19 protein-coding genes are annotated in these 21,031 nt (G+C 73.5%); 6 read left to right on the forward strand and 13 right to left on the reverse strand.

What is annotated here, in order from left to right:
• Positions 1 to 18: 18 nt before the first annotated feature.
• From ABD990_RS19255 to ABD990_RS19265, 3 genes are all read left to right on the forward strand, one after another.
• Positions 19 to 1,956: an NAD(P)/FAD-dependent oxidoreductase gene (locus ABD990_RS19255; RefSeq protein WP_345381974.1), complete on the forward strand. Its 1,938-nt coding sequence runs from the start codon at positions 19 to 21 to the stop codon at positions 1,954 to 1,956.
• Positions 1,956 to 3,158: an LLM class flavin-dependent oxidoreductase gene (locus ABD990_RS19260; RefSeq protein ID WP_345381975.1), complete on the forward strand. Its 1,203-nt coding sequence runs from the start codon at positions 1,956 to 1,958 to the stop codon at positions 3,156 to 3,158. The genes ABD990_RS19255 and ABD990_RS19260 overlap by 1 nt, the downstream gene beginning before the upstream one ends.
• Positions 3,159 to 3,301: 143 nt before the next feature.
• Positions 3,302 to 4,642, forward strand: a complete 1,341-nt coding sequence (locus ABD990_RS19265; RefSeq protein ID WP_345381976.1) for an MFS transporter — start codon at positions 3,302 to 3,304, stop codon at positions 4,640 to 4,642.
• Here ABD990_RS19265 and ABD990_RS19270 read toward each other — a convergent pair.
• The 6 genes from ABD990_RS19270 to ABD990_RS19295 form a co-directional block, all read right to left on the reverse strand.
• Positions 4,629 to 5,867 (reverse strand): amidohydrolase family protein, encoded by a 1,239-nt coding sequence (locus ABD990_RS19270; RefSeq protein ID WP_345381977.1) that lies wholly within the window; start codon positions 5,865 to 5,867, stop codon positions 4,629 to 4,631. The two genes, ABD990_RS19265 and ABD990_RS19270, sit on opposite strands and share 14 nt — an antisense overlap.
• Positions 5,864 to 7,024 (reverse strand): alpha-hydroxy acid oxidase, encoded by a 1,161-nt coding sequence (locus ABD990_RS19275; protein ID WP_345381979.1) that lies wholly within the window; start codon positions 7,022 to 7,024, stop codon positions 5,864 to 5,866. Before ABD990_RS19275 ends, ABD990_RS19270 begins: the two co-directional genes overlap by 4 nt.
• A gap of 137 nt (positions 7,025 to 7,161) precedes the next feature.
• Positions 7,162 to 8,418, reverse strand: coding sequence for a PucR family transcriptional regulator (locus ABD990_RS19280; RefSeq protein ID WP_345381980.1), 1,257 nt, complete (start codon positions 8,416 to 8,418; stop codon positions 7,162 to 7,164).
• A gap of 74 nt (positions 8,419 to 8,492) precedes the next feature.
• The gene (locus ABD990_RS19285) at positions 8,493 to 9,584 is read right to left on the reverse strand and encodes an amidohydrolase family protein (RefSeq protein WP_345381981.1); all 1,092 of its coding nucleotides are present in this window, start codon (positions 9,582 to 9,584) and stop codon (positions 8,493 to 8,495) included.
• Positions 9,581 to 10,111 (reverse strand): Rieske (2Fe-2S) protein, encoded by a 531-nt coding sequence (locus ABD990_RS19290; protein WP_345381982.1) that lies wholly within the window; start codon positions 10,109 to 10,111, stop codon positions 9,581 to 9,583. The genes ABD990_RS19285 and ABD990_RS19290 overlap by 4 nt, the downstream gene beginning before the upstream one ends.
• Positions 10,108 to 10,944 (reverse strand): HpcH/HpaI aldolase family protein, encoded by an 837-nt coding sequence (locus ABD990_RS19295; protein WP_345381983.1) that lies wholly within the window; start codon positions 10,942 to 10,944, stop codon positions 10,108 to 10,110. The genes ABD990_RS19290 and ABD990_RS19295 overlap by 4 nt, the downstream gene beginning before the upstream one ends.
• Positions 10,945 to 11,119: 175 nt before the next feature.
• Between ABD990_RS19295 and ABD990_RS19300 the strand changes: the two genes are divergently transcribed.
• Positions 11,120 to 12,502, forward strand: a complete 1,383-nt coding sequence (locus tag ABD990_RS19300; protein WP_345381984.1) for an MFS transporter — start codon at positions 11,120 to 11,122, stop codon at positions 12,500 to 12,502.
• A 66-nt stretch (positions 12,503 to 12,568) separates the two neighbouring features.
• Here ABD990_RS19300 and ABD990_RS19305 read toward each other — a convergent pair whose 3' ends face one another.
• Positions 12,569 to 12,712: a hypothetical protein gene (locus ABD990_RS19305; RefSeq protein ID WP_345381985.1), complete on the reverse strand. Its 144-nt coding sequence runs from the start codon at positions 12,710 to 12,712 to the stop codon at positions 12,569 to 12,571.
• Between the two features lie 48 nt (positions 12,713 to 12,760).
• Positions 12,761 to 13,585: an alpha/beta fold hydrolase gene (locus ABD990_RS19310; RefSeq protein WP_345381986.1), complete on the reverse strand. Its 825-nt coding sequence runs from the start codon at positions 13,583 to 13,585 to the stop codon at positions 12,761 to 12,763.
• Positions 13,586 to 13,740: 155 nt separating this feature from the next.
• Here ABD990_RS19310 and ABD990_RS19315 point away from each other — a divergent pair, with 155 nt between their 5' ends.
• On the forward strand, positions 13,741 to 14,649 hold the full coding sequence (locus ABD990_RS19315; protein WP_345381987.1) for an SDR family oxidoreductase: 909 nt from the start codon (positions 13,741 to 13,743) through the stop codon (positions 14,647 to 14,649).
• Here ABD990_RS19315 and ABD990_RS19320 read toward each other — a convergent pair whose 3' ends face one another.
• Entirely contained in the window at positions 14,650 to 15,873 is a 1,224-nt protein-coding gene (locus tag ABD990_RS19320; RefSeq protein WP_345381988.1) for an ABC transporter substrate-binding protein, read from the reverse strand.
• 157 nt (positions 15,874 to 16,030) lie between these two features.
• On the opposite strand from ABD990_RS19320, the gene ABD990_RS19325 reads away from it, so the two are divergent.
• Positions 16,031 to 17,047, forward strand: a complete 1,017-nt coding sequence (locus tag ABD990_RS19325; RefSeq protein ID WP_345381989.1) for an ABC transporter substrate-binding protein — start codon at positions 16,031 to 16,033, stop codon at positions 17,045 to 17,047.
• 34 nt (positions 17,048 to 17,081) lie between these two features.
• Here the strand turns inward: ABD990_RS19325 and ABD990_RS19330 are convergent, their stop codons facing one another.
• From ABD990_RS19330 to ABD990_RS19345, 4 genes are all read right to left on the reverse strand, one after another.
• Positions 17,082 to 17,873, reverse strand: coding sequence for a maleate cis-trans isomerase family protein (locus ABD990_RS19330; protein ID WP_345381990.1), 792 nt, complete (start codon positions 17,871 to 17,873; stop codon positions 17,082 to 17,084).
• A complete protein-coding gene (locus tag ABD990_RS19335) occupies positions 17,873 to 20,323 on the reverse strand; it encodes a xanthine dehydrogenase family protein molybdopterin-binding subunit (protein WP_345381991.1) in 2,451 nt (816 codons plus the stop codon). Before ABD990_RS19335 ends, ABD990_RS19330 begins: the two co-directional genes overlap by 1 nt.
• A gap of 1 nt (position 20,324) precedes the next feature.
• Complete coding sequence (locus tag ABD990_RS19340) at positions 20,325 to 20,909, reverse strand: (2Fe-2S)-binding protein (protein ID WP_345381992.1); 585 nt, start codon at positions 20,907 to 20,909, stop codon at positions 20,325 to 20,327.
• The coding region (locus ABD990_RS19345; protein WP_486362908.1) for a 2,5-dihydroxypyridine 5,6-dioxygenase NicX family protein at positions 20,906 to 21,031 on the reverse strand (126 nt) is incomplete at its 5' end. The genes ABD990_RS19340 and ABD990_RS19345, both read right to left, overlap by 4 nt.

Raw genomic sequence — 21,031 nt, forward strand, 5'->3', positions numbered from 1 at the left:
GCGGAAGGGGGCGACCGGATGCAGGGATCGACGACGATCCGCACCGAACTTCGCACGGCCACGGACGACACGATCGACGACGCGCTCGCACACGCCGACCCCATGGTGCTGCGGGGGTGGCTCTACCAGCTGACCGGGGACGAGGAGGTGGCGGCGGTCCCGGTCGCGCCGTTCCACGCCGGCGTCGCCGAAGCCATGGGCCTAGCGGACCGCCGGGACGCGGGCCTGCTGCGGGCCAAGGCGGCGGCCTTCCTGCGCGCCTACCGGGACGCCGGGGCGGGCGAGCTGCCGATCGGGCCGCCCGAGCGGTTGCGCGGCAGCCTGGGGCTCGCCGCCGGCCAGGAGGTCCCGGAGTCCGAGCTGGAGCTGTGGCTCGAGGAGCTCGCCCTCGACCCCTGGGCCCGGTCGCTGCGCTGGCCCGAGGACCCGCCGCCGGAGCGGCTCGCCGACTTCTCCGTGCTGGTCATCGGGGCCGGGCTCGGCGGGCTCAACGCCGCCGTGCAGCTCAAGCGCGCCGGCATCCCGTTCACGGTGGTCGAGAAGAACCCGGGCGTGGGCGGCACCTGGCACGAGAACCGCTACCCCGGGGCGCGGGTGGACACCCCGAGCCGGGCCTACACCCACCTGTACGGGCTGGGCTACGAGTACGCGGGGCCCTTCTGCGAGCAGGCGGAGAACGAGAAGTACTTCAACTGGGTCGCGGACACCTTCGACCTGCGCCGGGACATCTCGTTCGACACCGAGGTCCTCTCCGCGGAGTGGGACGAGCAGGGCGCGTGCTGGGTCGTGCGGGTCCGGGACCCCGAGGGCGAGCGGACGCTGCGGCCGCGCGCGGTCATCAGCGCCGTCGGGTTCCTGTCGCGACCCAACGTCCCGGAGATCCCCGGAGCGGACCGGTTCCGCGGTCCCGCGTTCCACACCGCCCGCTGGCCCGCCGACCTGGACCTCACCGGGAAGCGTGTGGCCGTCATCGGGTCGGGCTGCACCAGCTACCAGATGGTGCCGGAGCTGGCCGACCTCGCGGGGCACGTGGAGCTCTACCAGCGGACGCCGCAGTGGGTGTTCGACCGTCCCGGGTACCGCAGCCGCTATCCCGACCAGGTCGCGTGGCTGGACCGCAACCTCCCCTGGTACGCGAACTTCCTGCGCTTCCGCACCAGCTGGCTGACCGGCCCGCACGTGCAGAGCCGGGCCTTCGACGTGGATCCGGAGTGGACGGACCCGCTGAGCCGGAGCGCGATGAACGCCCGGATCCGGGACGGCCGGCTGGAGTTCATGCGCCAGAAGCTCGGTTCGCGGCCCGACCTGCTGGAGCAGATGCTGCCGCCGCACCCGCCGATGTCCGCGCGCCCGGTCGCGGTCGACGCCGGCTACGGGATCTACGACGCCCTGCTGCGCGCCGACGTCACCCTCGTCACCGAGGGCATCGCCGGGCTGACCGAGCACGGGATCGAGACGGTCGACGGCCGGGAGCACCCCGCGGACGTCGTGGTCTACGCGACGGGCTTCCGCGCCAACGACTTCCTGTGGCCCATGGAGGTCCGCGGCCGGGACGGGCTGCGCCTGGCGGACCTCTGGGCTGAGGACGGGGCGCGGGCCTGGGTCGGCACGATGCTGCCCGCCTTCCCCAACCTCTTCCTGCTCTACGGCCCCAACACCAATCCCTTCAGCCTGGGGGTGGTCACCTTCTCCGAGATCACCACCCGGTTCGCCCTGGAGCGGATCGCCGACCTGGTCCTCGGGGACCGGCACTCGGTGGCGATCACGCCCGAGGCCTACCGCCGCTACAACCGCAAGCTCGACGAGCGGGAGGTGCTCCGGACCTGGAGCGACCCGCGGGCGGACAACTACTACCGCAACGCCCACGGCCGATCGGCCTCGAACTGCCCCTTCGAGGGGACCGAGATCTGGGAGCGCCTGCGGCATCCGGACCCGACCGACCTGGAGGTGAGGTGATGGCGGTCAGGCTCCGCCACGGCGTGTTCATGGCGCCGTTCCACCAGACCGACGAGAACCCGACGCTGCTGCTCCGGCAGGACCTGCAGCTGATGGACCTGCTCGACGACCTGGGCTTCCACGAGGCCTGGATCGGCGAGCACCACTCCGCGGGGATGGAGACCATCGCCTCGCCGGAGCTGTTCATCGCGGCCGCGGCCGAGCGGACCCGGCACCTGCGGTTCGGCACGGGGGTCGTGTCGCTGCCGTACCACAACCCGTTCATGGTGGCCGAGCGGATCGTGCAGCTGGACCACATGACCCGCGGCCGGGTGATGTTCGGCGCCGGTCCCGGCCTGCTCGCCTCGGACGCCCTGATGCTCGGCATCGACCCGTCCGTGCAGCGCGACCGGATGGCCGAGGCGCTGGACGTGATCCTCCGCCTGTTCCGCGGCGAGGTCGTCACCGAGAGGACCGAGTGGTACGAGCTCGTCGAGGCGCGGCTGCACCTGCCGCCCTACTCCCATCCGCACCCCGAGGTGTGCGTGGCGAGCGCCGTGACCCCCTCGGGCGGGCGCCTGGCCGGGAAGTACGACCTCGGGATGCTGTGCGTCGCAGCCGGGGAGAACGCGGGCTTCGACGCGCTCGACGTCAACTGGCGGGTGGCCGAGGAGGTGGCCGCCGAGCACGGCCGGACCATGGATCCGGACCGGCTGCGGCTCGTGGTCGGGATGCACCTGGCGGAGACCCGCGAGGAGGCGATGGCCCAGGCCCGGCACGGCCTGAAGGCGCAGATCGACTACCTGAACAACAACATGCCGCGGCTCTTCCTCCCGGAGGGCGTCGACCCGGTGGAGTGGTACGTCGAGCAGGGCGCGGGGGTGATCGGCACGCCGGACGACGCCATCGCCCGCATCGAGCGCCTGCAGGAGAGGATGCCCGGGTTCGGCGCCGTCCTCCTCAACGCCCACGACTGGGCCACCTGGGAGAACACGAAGCGCTCCTACGAGCTCTACGCCCGCTACGTCATCCCCCACTTCGAGCGGTCCAACGCCCCCCGCCAGGACTCGTACCGCTGGGTCACGCAGCACCAGGCGGAGCTGACGGAGAGGCGCACCGCCGCCGCGCGGGCGATGTTCGACAAGCACGAGGCCGAATGGGCGGCGAAGCGGGCGGGCAACGGGTCGCGGCCCGCGGCCGGGCGCGAGGCGACCTTCGGCTGAGCTCCCCCACTCGACGGACCGCCCGTCCCCCGATCGCCCGAGCAGGGCGTCACCCGGGGGGCGGGCCGGCCGGTCGATCCCGCTGCCCCCTCCTCCGGTCGACGCTGAGGCCACACCACCTCAGCGAACCGGAAGAAGGGATCATGTCCACCGAAGTCCTCAGCCCGCCCTCCCCCGCCGGCCCGACCGGGACCCCGGACCGGGCCGCCGTCCGCCGGATCAACCTGGCCAGCATGGCGGGCACCACGATCGAGTACTACGACTACTTCATCTACGGCACGGCCGCCGCGCTCGTGTTCGGCAAAGTCTTCTTCCCGGGCGCGGGCGCCGTCGTCGGCGCGCTCGCGGCGTTCGGGACCTTCGCCGTCGTGTTCGTGTTCCGGCCCGTCGGGTCCGTCCTGTTCGGTCACATCGGCGACCGCCTCGGCCGCAAGCGCACACTGATCCTCACGCTGATGATGATGGGTTTGTGCACCGTCGCGGTCGGACTGTTGCCCGGCGCCGCGACGATCGGCGTCGCCGCCCCGATCCTGCTGGTCGTCCTGCGTGCCGTGCAGGGGCTGGCCGTGGGCGGGGAGTGGGCCGGGGCCGCCCTGTTCGCCTCCGAGAACGCCCCCGACGGCCGGCGCGGGCGGTTCGCCCTCTACCCGCAGGTCGGCGCGACCCTCGCGTTCGCCCTGGCCGCCGCCACCTTCCTGGCCGTCGACCTGGGGATCGGTGAGACGAGCGAGGCGTTCGTCAGCTGGGGCTGGCGGGTGCCGTTCGTGCTCAGCGCGCTGCTGATCGGGGTCGGGCTGTGGGTGCGGCTGCGCACCACCGAGACGCCCGTCTTCACCGCCGCCGCGGCCGCCCGCACGAGCACCCCGCGCGCCGTGCCGTTCCTCGAGGTGTGGCGGCGCCAGCCCCGGACGATGCTGCTGGCGACCGGCCTGACCACCGGGGTGTTCGCCAGCATGTCGATCGCCTCCGTCTACCTGACGAGCTACGCGACGAGCAGCCTCGGGATGAGCACGGCGGGCATCCTCGTGATCGACATCATCGGGTCGGTCGCCACGGTCGCGATCACCGCCGCCGCCGCCGTCCTGTCCGACCGGTTCGGGCGCCGCCCGTTCGTCCTGGCCGGCTGCATCGCCCTGGCCGTGTGGTCGCTGGTGCTCTTCCCGCTGATCGACACCCGCTCGCCCCTCGCGATCGGCACCGGGATCGTCGTCCTGCTCGGCCTCATCGGCCTGGCCTACGGTCCGCTGGGCGCCTACCTGCCCGAGATGTTCTCCACCCGGCACCGCTACACCGGCGCCGGCCTGAGCTACAACCTCGGCGGGGTCGTCGGTGGCGCCGGCATCCTGGTGGCCGCCGCCCCGCTCGCCGCCTCCGGCTGGGGTCCGATCGCCCTCGGCCTCTGCATGGCGGTGCTGCTGCTGATCTCCGTCGGGTGCCTGTCAGGCCTCCCGGAGACCCGCGACCGGTCGCTCACCGCCGAGTGAGACGACCGCGCGACGAGGTCCCGACCCTTGCGGCCGGGACCTCGTGGCCGTGCCGTGGCCAGCCGACGGGGTACCCGGTCCCCGGGAGCAACGGCAGCCCGTAGAGCGCGCTCGCGTTGCCCCCGAGGATCCGGCCGAACCGCTCGTGGTCACGGCGGACGGACAGCGGGAAGGAGTCCGGCTCGTCGAAGTCCCAGTGCGGGTAGTCGGAGGAGAACATCAGCTTGTCCGCCATGCCGGAGGACTCGAAGAGGGCGAGGACGTCGTCGAACCAGCGCGGGTTCTCCGGCTCCTCCATCGGCTGCGTGGTGAACCACAGGTGGTCGCGGATGTACTCGGACGGCAGCCGCTGCAGCTCCACCTCACGCGGCATCATCCGGTAGGCGTGGTCCATCCGCCAGGCCAGCGGGACCACCCAGGACCAGCCGAGCTCGACCATCGCGACCTTGAGCCCCGGGAACCGGTCGAAGGTGCCCTCGAAGACGAGGCTGGCGATCACCGGGAAGTTCAGCCCGGCGAAGTCGCAGTGCTCCTCGAAGTAGAAGTTGGCCGGGCCCGACGGCGTGATCCGCCGGCCCGAGAGCACGTGGAAGCCGATCGGCAGGCCGTAGTGCTCGCAGGCCTCCAGGACCGGCCAGTACTTGCGGTGCCCGATGCCCCGCTCGTTGTCCGGGGCGAGCATCACCTGCACCCACCGGTCCCCGTCCGGGCCCTCCTTGCGCCGCACGATCTCCTCCACGGCGAGGTCCGGAATCTCGTAGGGCAGGTTGATCGCGCCGTACCAGCGGGGGTCGTCGGCGAACCACACCTCCTCGCGGTAGGTGTTGAGCGCGGAGCAGAAGGCGGCGCAGAACTCCGCGGGCACCCGCATCCCGCCGCTGAGCGGGAAGCCGCCGATGTCGTTGAGCACCGCGGCGCTCATGTCGTAGGCGTCGAGCAGCTGCGCCCGGGCGAACGCCGGGTCGATCCCCGGCGCGCCCCCGCCGGGCGGCACCGCGTCCCAGCGGCTGGCGAACTCCCGGTGCCGCGGCCGGTCCCCGCCCGGCGCACCGGCGCGCAGGCCGGTGTGCACCAGGTACTCCTGCCAGCGCGTCGGCAGGTGCCGCAGGACGCCGGGGATCGCCGGGTTCATCGACGGGTGGACGTCCGCGTCGATGATCCCGAGCTTCGCGCCGGTCCGGGCGGGTGCCGCGACGGGGGCCTCCAGTGTCGGGTTCACGGTCACGTCGTCCCCTCCCGGACGTCGGCGGGCCGGGCGTGCCCGACCAGCGAGCGGTCGATCTCCTTGACGGACGTCGCCCCGACCAGCGACATCGCCCGGATGATCTCGTTGTGCAGCAGTTCGAGGACGCGGTCGACGCCGGCCTCGCCGCCGGCGGCCAGCGCGAACATGTAGGGCCGCCCGACCAGCACGGCCTTGGCCCCGAGGGCGAGCGCGCGGACCACGTCCGTCCCCCGCCGGACGCCGCCGTCGAGCAGGACGTCGAGCCGCCCGGCCGCGGCGTCGACGACCTCGGCGAGCACGTCGACGGTGGCGGGGGCGCCGTCGAGGTTGCGGCCGCCGTGGTTGGACACGACCACGCCGTCGACGCCGAGGTCCGCCATCTCCGCGACCTCGTCGCCGCGCAGCACCCCCTTGACCACCAGCGGGCCCTGCCAGCGGTCCCGCAGCCGGCGGATCTCCCCGGCGGTCACGGACCGGCTGTGCATGATCGCGTCGGTGAAGTTCGTGTAGGCGCGCCTGGCCGCGAACAGGTCCAGGCCCGCGCCGCCGGTGCCGAACAGGAAGTCCCGGCTCCACCGCGGGTGCGCCAGCCCGGCCAGCGCGAGCCGGGGCGAGGGGGTGACCGGCAGCGTGACGCCGTTGCGCAGGTCCTTCTCGCGGTAGGGCTTGATCGGGGTGTCGATCGTGACGCACAGGGTCCGGTAGCCCGCGCCGGCGACCCGGTCCACCAGCTCGTCGTTCATCGCCCGGTCCGGCTTGAGGTAGAGCTGGTACCACAGCGGCCCGCCGGCCGAGCGGATCACGACCTCCGGCCGCTCGCCGGACCCGCCGGGGACGACGTAGACCGTCCCCGCCCGCCCGGCGGCGCGGGCCACGGCGGGCTCGGCGTCGCTGTGGCACATCCGCGCGAAGCTGCAGGGCGCCAGCAGGAGCGGCATGGACACCCGGTCCCCGAGCACCGTCGTCGTGGTGTCGACGTGCGCGACGTCGACCAGCGCCCTCGGGCGCAACGGGATCCGCTCGAACGCCTCGCGGTTCCAGCGCAGGGTGTGCTCGTCGCCCGCGCCGCCGTCGACCACGTCGAACACCGCCCGCGGCATCCGACGCCGCGCGGCCCGTCGGAGGTCCTCCACACTGTGCGCCCGGGTCATCCTCATCCGCGGTGCTCCTTCCGGGCGGGCGGCGGTGCCCGCTCCCCGTCGAACCGTGCCCCGCCGTGCCGTGGGCCGACAACGGCGGTCGTGCCGAACTGCGCCGGGCCGCCGTTGTGCGACCCGACAAAACCCAGGGTCGCCTACGAGGCGACCGACGCTCCCCCGCGGGAGCCGTGCAGCCGGTCCCACGCCAGCGCCCACCACACCTGCGCCAGCGCGTCGTAGTCGCGCAGCGAGCAGCCGGTGATGGACTCGAAGCGCGCGAGCCGGTAGCGGACGGTGTTGGTGTGCAGGAAGAGCTGCTGGCGGGTCGCCTCGAGGCGGCTGCCGTTGCGCAGGTAGCGCTCGACCGTCTCGAGGATCGCCGCACCGGAGGCGCCGAACCGCTCGAAGGGCTTCACGAACCGCTCGTGCATCAGCTCGCCCAGGTCGTGGTCGGCGACGACGGCGGGGTGCAGGCCCAGGTCCGCCACGCTCACCACCTCGGTGCGGTCCAGCGCCAGCGCCGTCTCCAGCGCGCGCGTGGCGAGCCGGAACACCGCGGGCACCCCCTCCAGCGGAACCGGCGGCGAGACCCCGACGGCGGTCGGCGGCGGATCGGCGGGGAGCACGGCGAGGAACCCGCACAGGTCGCCGTCGATCACCGCCATCATCCCGTTGCGGCGCTCGGTCGTGGCCGCCACGCGCAGGTAGCGCTCCATGGTCCGCAACGAGTCCGGGCCCGACGCCGGCCGGGCGCGGAAGGCGCGGTACTCCCGCTCGCGGTCCAGCCCGTACGCCGCCGCGCCGCTCGCGATCTCCGACGCGGCGATCGAGCCGGAGATGATGCGTCGAACGAAGCCGTCCTGGTGTTCCTGGGCGCGGCGCTGCATCTCCAGCTCGGCCTCGCGGTGCCCGGCCGCGAGCGCCACCATGCTCCACGCCGACCACGCCTGCTTGATGCTGAACAGCTCCAGCAGCAGGCTGTCCCGGTACGGCGACGGCGGCGCGAGCTCGCGCACCAGGTCCACGAAGATCTTCTGGTGCTGCATGGACGTCTGCAGCATCTCGGCCACGCCGACCCCCTGCCGGGCCCGCTCCTCCCCGACCTCCCGCAGCGGGCCGTCGTCGTCCTCGGGTCCGGGGTGCCGGCGCGCGCGGACGCCCCCGACGGACACCGAGAGGTTGCGCCGCCAGCTCTCCCGCAGCACGTCCCGGTCGACGTGTCGGTAGGAGCTGTGTGTGAAGACCCGGGCGAGCATCCGGTCGGCCATCGGGCCGTGCCCGTCGAGCAGCCCGGTCTCCTGCAGCCGCTCCATGAGGGCGGTCCACGCCTCGTCGCGCGTCACGACGTCCCGACGGGCCACGACAAGCGCCTCCTCACGCGTCGCACCGTGCCCCGCCGCGTCGCGGGACACCGTTCGATGATGCAACCGCATGACTCGGCCGTCGACCTCCGTTCGGGGCGATCCGGGCACCGGCTCCGGACGGTTCAGAGGCGGTACCAGTCGCGGGCGGTGTCGGCCATCAGCCGCGGGCGCATGGCGGGCGGCGCGGCCGCGAGGAGCTGGGCGATGTCGTCGTCGTAGCCGTGCGGGTAGTCCGTGGCGAACATCAGCATGTCGTCCGAACCCAGCCACTCGAGGACCGTCGCGGTCTGCTCGCGGGTGCCCAGGTCGGCGGGGGCCACCGAGAACCGCATGTGCTCGCGGATGATCTCCAACGGCCGCCGGTCGAGCCAGGGCACCTCGCGGCGCAGCCCCTTCCACTCCTTGTCCATCCGCCAGCCCCACACCGGCAGCCAGGTGAAGCCGCCCTCGAGCACGGACACCCGCAGCTCCGGGCAGACCTGGAACACCCCCTCCGACACCAGGCTCGTGACCTGTGCGGTGAAGGACTGCCACTCCGCGGCGTACTCCTCGACGTAGTAGGAGGAGTACCCGGTCGACGACGGCGCGTCCGTGGTGACGCCGCCGAAGTGCAGGCCGGCCACCAGGCCGTGCTCCGTCATGGCCTGGAACACGGGATGGAACTGCCGTTGACCCCACAGCGCGGCGTGCCGCACGGGCAGCAGCACCTGGACGAAGCCGGGATGGTCGCCGACCCGGTGGATCTCCTCGATCATCGCGGCGGGGTCGCGCGCCGGAACCACCAGCGTGCCGGCCAGCCGGGGGTCGCGGTCGAGCCACTCGGCGACCAGCCAGTCGTTGACCGCGCGGGCGAGCGCGGCCGCCCAGTCCGGGTGCCGGAGCGCGTCCACCGCGTAGTAGCAGGTCAGGATCGCCCGCTCGACGCGCCACGGGTCGAGCACGTGCTGCTGCAGCAGCCCGAGCTCCGAGGCCGGCGGCCGGTCCGCGGGCCGCCACTCCGGCCGGCAGGAGCGGTCCGAACCCGGCGGGTAGGCGAGGTTGACCCCGCCGACCGGGCCGTGCCAGCCCCGCTCGGTGCACCACGCGACCCAGTGCCGGGACAGGTACGGGAAGAGCGCCTCGAGCGAGGGGACGTTCGCGTGGACGTCGCAGTCGATCACCGGGTCCGGCCACAGCTCGTCCCGTGTGGTGCCCGCCAGCAGCGCGGTCGTCACCGGTCCCCGCCCTTCCCCGCCGGCTCCGTCGGCCGCGCCTCCGGCGTCTCCCGCGTCGCCCGGGCCTTGCGGGCCTTCCGCAGGTCGACCACGACGTACCCGTCCTCCACCCCGACCTCCACCGTCTCGGCCACGTAGGGCCCCGCCACCCGGTCCGTCACCCGGTCCGCCACGGGCATGCCCTCGACCTCGTCCGGGCCGGCGACGGCGACGTCGTAGGTCCGCAGCCGGGTGCGCGGGTCGAACCAGGACTGCCCGGTGCGGACGTCGAACTCCCAGCCGTGCCAGGGGCACATGAGCAGGGCCGTGCCCTCGTCGTACTCGAACTCCCCCGGCCGCGCCGACGTCAGGCCGGCCACGACGTTGCCCTTGCACATCTCGGCCCCCTTGTGCGGGCACCGGTTGATCAGCCCGTAGAAGGAGCCCCCGACGTTGAACACGCCGACCTGGCGGCCGCCCACCTCGACGAGCACCCGCCCGCCCTCGGGGATGTCGGCGACCCGGCCGACGACGTACCGGCCCGTCATGCCTGCGCGAGGGCCGGACCGGCGACGGAGCGGCCGTGCCGCAGCGCCTGGGCCGCCCCCACCGCGACCAGCCGCTGCTCCATCGCGACCGACAGGAAGTCCATCCCCCAGCCGCGCCCGATCTCGGGGTCGCCCGGCGCGAGGGCGAGCATCCCGGCGCGCTTGCCGGCCCGGTGGGCGGCGTCGACGATCGCCCGGTGCCGCTCGTCCACGAGCGGGTCGGTGTAGGACATCGACGGCGCCCCGCCGCCGGAGATCGACAGGTCCGTCGGCCCGACGAACAGGACGTCCAGGCCCGGGGTCGCCGCGATCTCGTCGACGTTGTCGAGGGCCTCGAGCGTCTCGATCTGCGCGAACGTCACGATGTCGGCGTTGGCTCCGGTGAAGTACCGGGCGCCGTCCGCGGCCCGGTAAGGGCCGTAGGAGCGGGTGCCCTCCGGCGGGTAGCGGCAGGCCGCGACGAACCGTTCGGCCGCCTCACGAGTGTTCACCATGGGGCACATGACCCCGCGCGCCCCCGCGTCGAGCACCCGGCCGACGAGGATCGGGTCGTTGCCCGGCACGCGCACGACGGGCACCGTGGGGCTCGCCGACAGCGCGATGATCGCGGTCACCACGTCGCGGTACTCCGCCATCGTGTGCTGCATGTCGATGACCACCGAGTCGTAGCCGAGCCGGCCGACGGCCTCCGCGGACAGCACCGAGGAACCGGAGATCCAGCAGTCCACGGCGGCCTCGCCCGCCGCCCATCGGTCCCGGATCGCGTTGGTCGGCATGGGCAGGCCCTCCACGGTGTCGACGTCGACAATCGTGCTGAACGTTCGCTCAGTCACCGGGCCGACGCATCGGCAGAACCTCCACAGTCCCGCTCGGGACCCTTGGCGGTTCCGACAGCGACAGTGCCGGACGGACCGCCCTAACTTCGGCGGGCGCAGTGTTCCGGCTCACAACGATGCCTGATCCGACCTCAGCTCTCACAACGCCGTGCGATCCCGAGGAGATGACGCCGTGACCGTCGAAGAACCCGTGAGCGTCACCGGCCGCGTGGGCGCCGCCCCGCCGGGACCGCTGGAGCAACGGCACGCCCGGTCGCGGTCCTTCCGCAACGTCAGCGACGGCGACGCCTCGGAGACGCTGACCTCGACGCACTGGCACATCGCGACCGCACTCGGCCTGGGCTGGATGCTCGACGGGATCGTCATCGCCCTCTACGCGCTGATCGTGCCGTACCTGCTCGAGGACTTCGGGATCAGCCTGAACGCGCTGACCCTCGCGGTGACGGTGACCGGTGTCCTCGCGGCCTTCGCCGCCTACTTCTGGCCGTGGCTGGCCGACCGGATCGGCCGCCGCACCGCGTTCATCGTCAACGTGGTGCTGACCTGCCTGTTCCTCGTCGCCATCGTGGTCTCGCGAAACTGGTTGTTCTTCATCGTCTTCTACACTCTGATGCGCGTGACGATCGCCGGCGAGTGGGCGATCGGCTCCCTGCTCACCGTGGAGACCTGGCCCGCCCGGCACCGCGCCAAGATCCTCAGCGCGGCCCGCTCGCTCTACGGCTACGGCGTGGTCATCGCCGGCCTGACCGGCACCTACATCATCGCGCCGCACGGGTGGCGGTGGGCGTTTCTCGTCCCGGCGGCGATCGGCCTGCTGGCGATCTACGTCCGCTTCCTCTGCCCGGAGTCCCCGGCCTGGGTGCGCAACCGGGACGTCGTCATGGCGCGGACCGAGGACGCACCACCGGAGAACCGGCCGACCTGGGCCGAACGGGCCCGCCGCGCGTCCGTCGGCCAGCTGTTCGAGCCGGGCCAGCGCAAGCGGACCTACGTGGCGCTGTTCGTCGCCGCGACGGCGACAATGTCCTGGTACACGCTGGGCTACTGGGCTCCGTTCTACCTCAAGGAGACCCACGGCTGGTCCACCGCCGAGTACAGCAACTGGTACATCTGGTGGGGCGTCGCCGGCGCCTTCGGCTACTACCTCATGGGCTGGATCGCCGACCGGTGGAGCCGGTTCCGCGCCATGCTGACCGGCAACGTCATCTTCATCGTCACGCTCATTCCGTGGGCCCTCGCCACCGAGTCCTGGCAGCTGTGGGTGTTCGGGCTGGCGTCGAACTTCGGCCTGATCGGCGTCTGGGGCACGGTGCTCACCTACACCGCCGAGCTCTACCCGACCCGCATGCGCGGGGTCGGCATGGGCCTGACGTGGATGGTCGCGGGCTTCCTCGGCGTGCTCGTGCCGTACGCCGCGCTGTGGGTCCGCAACGTCACCGGCTCCTTCACCGCCGCGTTCATGCTCATCCCGGTCCTGCTGGTGATCCAGCTGATCGGGCTGCTGATCGCGCGGATGGACTACGCGGGCAAGCAGCTGGACTCGATCGCGACGTGAGCCTCGTGGACGGTTCACAGCGGGACGCCACGGTGGACCGTCCCGGCGCCCGCCGCTCGGGCGGGATCAGGCGCGCCGGAGGCACCACACGAGCCAGGAGGCGCCCCCGACCGTCGCCACCCCGCCGAGCGCGAGCGACCCCACCGCCAGCAGCATGACGCCGGCGGCGAGCACCATCGCCGACCCGAGCGCGTGCACGACCGTCCCCATGCCTCCAGCATGCCCTGCACGGTCCCGCCACCGGGGTGCGGACGGGCGTCAGACGCCGAAGGAGTCCGCGCCGGCACTCCGCCGGCGGCGCGCGGCGGTGGTGGCCCGGCGGACCAGCTGCACGATGGCCCCGGGCACGTCGGACTGCGGGGCGTGGCCCGCGCCGAGCAGGGGGACGAAGCGGGATCCGGCGATCAGCCAGAGGTAGCGGGGCGTCTGCCCGCCGGCGATGACGTCCGCGGTGCCCTGCGCGAGGACGACCGGACAGTCGATGCGCTCCATGCCGGCCGGGAGGTCGACGAGGACGCCCCACCACAGCGTCCGCCAGAAGTCCGCCGACTCCGCGAACCCCGCCCGGAGCGCGCGGGCCTCGGCCTCGCCCGCCCGCCACGGTGCCGCCCGCAGACCGGTGAACAGCACGGTCCTGCCGAGCACCGACCGCGCCATCCCGTCGAGCCGCGGCCCGACGGCGCGCAGCGCCAGCCGGGCGAGGCTCAGGACGGTGCCCTGGTAGAGCCGCTCGGGCAGGACGTTCAACCCGGACGGGGCGATCGCGACGACCGACAGCGCCCGCCCGCGGCCCGCCAGCTCCAGCGCCAGCCGCGCGCCGAGGGAGTTGCCCAGGACGTGGACGCGGCCGATCCCGAGCGCGTCGAGATCCGCCTCGAGCACGTCCGCGATCGCGCCGACCGTGGGGCGTCCGCGCAGCGCGGGCGAACCGCCGTGCCCGGGCAGGTCGGGTGCCAGCACGGCGTGGTCGGCCTCCAGCTGCGGGCGTACCGCGACGAAGTCGTCGTGCGTGCTGCCGATTCCGTGGAGCAGCAGCAGCGGCTCGCCCGCACCGCCGCGGTCCCAGGCCAGTCGGAGGGTCACGCGTGCGAGTACCCCGCGTCGCACCTCGACACCGGGCCGGGACCCGACGGCCGGGTCACGACCGGCGGCGGCGTGACCGGCGCCGCGGGCGTCGGCGGAGCCGGAGCGGTTGACCGCCGCCGGGAGGGGAACGTCCCTGGCGATCGAGGAGCGCGATGGAGGCGGAGATGGGCAAGGACCAGTTCACCCAGCAGGACCCGACCGAGCAGCACGCCGCGCCGGGCAGCGGCGACCGGACCGTCGAGTGGCCGGGCCGCACCGCCGACATGGACGTGCGGCCGGACCACGGCGAGGAGACCTACCGCGGCACCGGCCGGCTCGAGGGGAAGCGGGCGGTGATCACCGGGGGCGACTCCGGGATCGGCCGCGCCGTCGCGATCGCCTTCGCCCGCGAGGGCGCCGACGTGCTGATCACCTACCTGGAGGAGGAGAAGGACGACGCCGAGGAGACCGCGCGCTGGGTCCGGGAGGCGGGCCGGACGGCGATCACGGTGGCGGCCGACCTGCGCGAGGAGCAGACCTGCCGCGAGGTGGTCGCGCGCGCGGTCGACGAGCTCGGCGGGATCGACGTGCTGGTGAGCAACGCCGCCTACCAGATGTCGCAGGACGGCGGCATCGACGACATCACCACCGAGCAGTTCGACCGCGTGATGAAGACGAACGTCTACGCGCTGTTCTGGCTCACCAAGGCCGCCGTCCCGCACATGACCCCCGGCTCCTCGGTGATCGCCACGACGTCCGTGCAGGCCTTCCAGCCCTCCCCGCACCTGCTCGACTACGCCACCTCGAAGGCCGCGATCGTGAACTTCGTCAAGGGTCTGGGGCACAACCTCGTCGACCGCGGGATCCGGGCCAACGCCGTGGCCCCCGGACCGGTCTGGACCCCGCTGATCCCGGCCACGATGGACGAGAAGAAGCTGGACTCCTTCGGCGCGCAGGCGCCGATGGGCCGCGCCGCACAGCCCGCCGAGCTGGCTCCGTTCTACGTGTTCCTCGCCTCCCAGGAGTCCAGCTACATGACCTCCGAGGTCCTCGGCGTCACCGGGGGGTCGCCCATCACCTGATCAGTAGGCCTGCTCGAGCAGGAACCGTCCGCCGTCGACCCGGATGATCGCGAGGCCGGCGATGCCCTCGGGGCCGTGCCGCTCGGGGGTGAAGGTGTAGACCGCGAGGGTCCCCGGGACCCCGGTCGTGCGTTCCAGCCGGTCGCGGACCGCCTCACGGAGCTGCTGGACGTCCGTGAGCGCCGGGTCGAGGGTGCGCATGGCCGTGACGGTCAGGTGGGCGGCGTCCCAGCCACCCGCGGCGTACGGCGAGGGCGGGGTGCCGTGCGCCGCCCGCCACGCCGCCAGGAAGTCCGCGAGCACGGGGCCCTGCGGGTCGTCCGCCGGGACCTGGTCGCTGACCAGCACCTTGGAGCCCTGCAGCAGGGTGCCCTCGACGGCGTCCCCGCCGAGCCCGAGGTACTGCGCGGTCGCGGCCCCGGACGCCTGGAAGAGCACACCGGGGTAGCCGAGGACGAAGGCGTTGCGGGAGATGATCGCGGTCGACAGGTTGAGCGACCACACCAGCGTGACGTCCGGAGCCGTGCCGGCCAGAGCCGACAGCTGCGGCGTCATGTCGATCGCGTCCGGCGGGAAGACCTGGTTCCCGACCAGTTCGAGGCCGAACTCGGCGACCATGCCGGGCAGCGCGGCCGCCGCCTCCCGGCCGTAGTCGTCGTCGGACGACAGGAGGGCCACCCGCCGCCACCCCTGCTCCTGCGCGTACGTCAGCTGGGCGCGCAGGGAGCCCGTGCTCGCCGGGAAGCCCGTGAACATGTACGTGGCCTCGGACGGCGGCGCGATGACGTCGTCCGACGCCGCGATCGCCGTCACCGGCGTGCGCAGGGACCGCGAGACCGGTCGCAGCGCCACCGCCTCGCGGCTCGAACCGGGCCCGACCACCGCGACGACGCCCTCCCGGACGAGCCCGTGGTACTCGTCGACGGCCCGGCGCGGGTCGCTGCCGGTGTCCGCGACGACCAGCTCCAGCGGCCGGCCGTGGAGCCCGCCCGCGGCCGTGACCCGCTCGGTGTAGAGCTGCAGGGCCTGGCGCTCGGCCTTCGAGATCGCGGAGTGGGCGCCGGTGAGCCCGAGCAGCGCCCCGATCCGGTAGGACCCGGCGGGCGCGCCGCGCTCGTCGTCCCCGCCGGGCGGGCCGCTGCATGCCGCCGCGACGAGGAGCAGCGCGATCACGACGGCGGCCGTGCGACACCGCCCGCGCGCGATCCTCCAGAACCTGGTCATCGTCGAACCGCTTCTGCGTCGGGGTGGTGCCCGGACGTCGCCTTCCCCCGCCAGTAAAGCCGAACTCGGGAAGGGCGCCAACCGTCCCAGCGACGTCGACGCCCGGGCGCCGGCGCGGCACACCCAGCGCTTGCCGAGTTAGGAAAGCCTTGCTTGCATGTGCGGCATGGTCATGCTCGCTCCCCGCCGACCGGCCGCCGGTCACGCCGCGGTCCCGGTCACCCGTCGACGGTTCGGACGGCGCCACTTCCTCACCGGCACGGCCGGCGGGGCGGCATTGCTCGGGCTCACGGCCTGCGCGGGCGAGCAGGCGGCGGCGCCGGCGGTCATGCGCAGCATCCAGGGCGCGTCCGGCCCGGTGCAGGTGCCCGCCGACCCGCAGAGGGTGGTCGCCACCGACTTCTACACGACCTACGCCCTCCTCGACGTCGGCTACACCGTGGTCGGCACCGCGCAGGCCACGGTCGGCGGCGTGCTGCCGGAGTACCAGCAGGCCTACGACGCCATCCCCAAGGTCGGCACCACCACCGACCTGAACTACGAGTCGGTCGTGGCCCAGCGGCCGGACCTGATCCTGGGCACGCAGGTGCCCAACCTCCCGGCCGGGCTCGCCGAACGCCTGGGGTCCATCGCCCCGACCGTGCTCTTCGAGGCGGGCACGGAACCGGGGACCTGGCAGGACCGCGCCGTCCGGACGGCCGACGCGGTGAACCGGCGCGAGGCCGCGGAGCAGCTACGCGCCGACTACGAGCAGAAGGCCCGCGACATCGGCGCCCGGCACGCCGACCTGCTGGGCCGGATGCGGTTCGGGCTCGTCCGTGGCGGGCAGGAGGGGACCGCGCTCGTCGACCTGCCGAACTCCTGGAGCGGGGTGGTGCTGGGCGCGGTCGGTGCGCGGCTGACGGCGTTCGCCGAGGGTAGGCCGGGCGCGTCGGCCCGGCTGTCCTACGAGCAGCTCGGCACGATCGACGACTGCGACGTCCTGCTGCACCTCGCCGACACCCGCGGCGGGGTCGACGCCAACACCCAGCGGATGCTCGACGCCGCCACCTTCCGCACCCTCCGCGCGGTGCGGGAGGGCCGGCTCTTCCCGTTGCCCAACTACTACGTCGCCCACTACCGGCAGGGCGAGGCCGTCCTCGACGAGCTCGACTCGATCCTGACGAGCCTCTGACCGCCCCGACCCGCCACCGTCTCCGAGCGAGGCCTCAGGCCGGCGCGAGGAGCCGGCCGGCGCCGGCGATCGCGGGCGTGTGGCCGAGGGAGGTCAGGACCTCGTAGGCGGTCGCCGTGGCCGCGGTGACCACCGGCAGCCCCAGTTCGTCCTCGACCCGCTGCACGGCGGGCAGCGAGGGCATCTGCACGCAGGCGGACAGGACGATCGCGTCGGCGCCCTCCTGCCGCAGGCCCCGGGCGATGCCCGGCAGCCGTCCGGGGTCCAGGCGGCCGACGGCGAGGTTGTCCGGCACCTCGAGGGCCACGGCGTCGAGGACCTCGATCCCTTCGCCCTCGATGTACTCCCGCACCATGCGGGTCAGCGGCGCCATGTACGGCGTGACGATCGCGACCCGGGTGTGGCCGAGGGTGCGCAGCGTCCGGACCAGGGCACCCGCACTGCTGACCACCTCGGCGGGGTGCCCGTTCGCCCGTGCCGCGTCCGCGATGACCTGCTCGGACTCCTTGTGCGCGCCCGGGCCCTGCGCCATCACCGCGACCAGGCAGGCGTAGGCGATCACGTCGACGGCGGCGTCGGACACCGCCGTCGCGCACTCGGCCGCGCGGCCCACCATGGCGAGGAGCTCCTCGCGGGTGACCTGCTTCATCGCGGCGCGCGCCGAGTGGAAGGTGTAGCGGTGTCCGGTGGCCTCGCTCTGCCGCCGGAAGAGCTCCGGGAGCTCGGTCTCCATCGTGGTGTTGGAGCTGGGCACGATCAGCCCGACGCGCGAGAGCCCGTCGGGAGCGGGCGCGGCGCAGGTGGGACCGTCGGGGTTCTCGGTCATCAGTACTCGACTCCTCCGTCGGGCAGGTCGGCCGGGGTGGGCGTGAGCTCGGGCTCGCGGGCCGCCGACCGGCCGGCGAGCGCGCTCCAGATCGCCTCGGGCGTGACCGGCAGGGCGGTCAGCTCGATGCCGTGGTCCGCGAGCGCGTCGCACACCGCGTTGGCGACGGCGGCCCCGGGCGGGATGGTCCCCACCTCGCCGACGCCGCGGACGCCGAACGGCGTGACCGGCGAGGGCACCTCGGTGTGCAGCAGCTCCACCTGCGGGAGGTCGGCGGCCGTCGGGACGAAGTAGTCCACCATGGAGCCGTTGACGAGCTGGCCGGTGTCGGCGTCGTAGCGCAGCTCCTCGCTCAGGGCCGCGCCGAAGCCCTGGGCCAGCCCGCCGCGGACCTGCCCCTCGACGATCGTGGGGTTCACGACCGTCCCCCCGTCGTGCACCATGACGAACCGCTCGACGTCGAACTCCCCGGTCTCCGGGTCCACGCTGACCTGCGCGGCGGCCGTGCCGAACGAGTAGGCGGCGTCGGAGGGCTCGAAGTGCGCGGTCGCCTCCAGGCCCGGCTCCTCCTCCGGGGGCATCCCCTGGCCGGTGATCGCGGTCGTGTAGACCGCCGCCAGCGGCACGGCCCGGGCGTGGTCGGCCCGGACCCGGGCGACGGACCCGGCGATCTCCACGTCGTCGACGGCGACGTCGAGCTGCCAGGCCGCGATCCGGCGGGTCTTGGCGGCGAGCTCCCCGGCCGCCGCCCGCAGCGCCCCCGAGGCGGCGATCATGGTGCGGGAGGCGAAGGCGCCCGTGTTCAGCGGGGACGTCGCGGTGTCCCCGGCGTGCACCCGGACGACCTCGTAGTCGGTGCCGAAGACGTCGGCCACCACCTGGGCGAAGGCCGTCTCGCTGCTTTGCCCCATCGTGGACACGCCGGTGTAGGCGTCGATCCCCCCGGACCGGTTGGCGCGCAGCGTGACGCTCTCGTGGGCGCCGAACGCCGACCCGCGGCGGGCGAGGAACCGCGAGCTCGCGTAGCCGGTGCGCTCGACGAAGGAGGCGAACCCGATCCCGACGAGCCGGCCGTCCGCCCGCGGGGTCCGGCCGGCGGCGCGGTGGCCGGCCCAGTCCACGGCCTCGGCCGCCATGCGCAGGCACCGCTCGTAGTCGCCGCTGTCGTACACGGCACCCGTGGGGTTCCTCCACGGCATGTCCTGCGGCGTGACCATGTTGCGCGCCCGCAGCTCCACGGGGTCGAGGTCCAGGCGCCGGGCGAGCTGGTCCATCAGCCGCTCGTAGGCGAAGTTCACCTCCGGCTGGCCGTAGCCGCGGTAGGCCCCCACCGGCGTCTTGTTGGTCAGGGTGACCCGGCGCTCGGTGTAGCCGTCGTCGATCTTGTAGGGGCCGTTGAAGACGACGCTGGACAGCTGGGCGGAGCCGAAGGGCGAGTTCCAGCCGCCGATGTCGGTGGCGTAGACGTTCGTCATCGCGAGGATGCGGCCGGTCGAGTCCGCCGCGATGCGGTAGTCGTGCACGGACTCGCGGGCGTGGGTGCTCCCGCGGAAGTGCTCGGCGCGGTCCTCGGACCACTTCACCGGCCGGCGCAGCGCGATGGCGTGCAGGCAGGCGAGGACGTCCTCCGGGAAGACGCCCAGCTTCTGCCCGAACCCGCCGCCGACGTCCGACGCCACGGCCCGGATCTCGCTCTCGCCGAGCCGGAGCGTCTCGGCGAGCTGCTTGCGGATCAGGTGCGGGACCTGCGAGGAACAGTGGACGGTGAGCTCACGGGCGCCGGGACGCCACTCCGCGACCACCCCCCTGGTCTCCATCGGGAGCGCGGTCACCCGGTTGATCCGGAACCGGCCCTCGACCACGACGTCGGCCTCGGCGAACCGGGCGTCCGGGTCGCCGCTGCCGTCGGAGTTCGCGGCGAGGAGGTTGGAGTCCAGCACCGAGGGGTGCAGCACCGGCGCGTCGGGCTCGAGGGCCGCCAGGACGTCGACGACGTGCGGGAGCGGCTCGTAGGTGATGTCCAGCAGCTCGAGCGCGTCCTCGGCGACGTGCCGGCTGCTCGCGACGACGCTGACGACGGGCTGTCCCTCGTGCGTGGCCACGTCCTGGGCGAGCGCGTAGTACGGCAGCTTCGGCGCGCCGGGCACCGGGCGGAGGACGGTCAGCGGCTCGGTGTCGCGGCGGACGTCCGCCGGCGTCAGGACGTGCTCGACGCCCGGGAGCGCGGCCGCCGCGCTCGCGTCCAGGTGCGAGATGCGGGCGTGCGGGTAGGGGCACCGGGCCACGGCCATGTACAGCACCCGCGCCGGCTCGACGTCGTCGGTGAAGCGGCCGTCGCCGCGGAGCAGGCGGTCGTCCTCCTTGCGGAGCTGCGAGGTGCCGATGACGCGGCGGCGGGCGCCCGCCTCGTCCCGCCGGGCGCCGGTCGCCGGGTCTTCCAGAATGGTCATGTCAGCCTTGCGTCGCGGTGGTGTCGGTGTCGGCCGGGAGTGCGTCGGGGGCGGAGGGCGCGGCGGTCTGGGGGTGCTCGGCGAACCAGCGCTCGATGGCGGTCACCACGGTGTCGTAGCCGGTGCACCGGCACAGGACGCCGGCGATCTCCTCGCGGATCTCCTCGCGGCCGGGGCGGTAGCCCTGGTGGGCGAGCGCGGTCGCGGTCATGAGGAACCCCGGGGAGCAGAAGCCGCACTGCAGCGCGTGCTCCTCCTTGAACGCCTGCTGCAGGGCGTTGAGCTCGTCCCCCTCCGCGAGGTCCTCGACGGTGCGGACGTTCCGGCCGTCGAGCTGGCAGGCCAGCATCAGGCAGGACTTGACCGCCTCGCCGTCGACGATCACGGTGCACATCCCGCAGGCGCCCTGCTCGCAGCCGACGTGCGTGCCGGTCAGGCCGAGGTGCTGGCGCAGGAAGTCCGCCACGTGCAGCCGGGCGGGCACTGTGGCCCGGACCTCGCGCCCGTTCACCGTCGTGACCGTCTCGACGAGGACCTCGGCCGGGGTCTCGACGCCGGTCGTCGCGCTGGTCGTCGCGCTGGTCATCGCTTGGCCGCCGGGCGCATCTCCGGGACGGTGAGCTCACCGGCGTCGACGATCAGCTCGTCGTCGAGGTAGAGGCTGTTGCCGCGCATCGGGATGTCGAAATGACACGCGGTGTCGTTCGG

Origin of the sequence: Pseudonocardia yuanmonensis, from assembly GCF_039542425.1 — a bacterium.
Classification (GTDB): Bacteria; Actinomycetota; Actinomycetes; order Mycobacteriales; family Pseudonocardiaceae; genus Pseudonocardia; species Pseudonocardia yuanmonensis.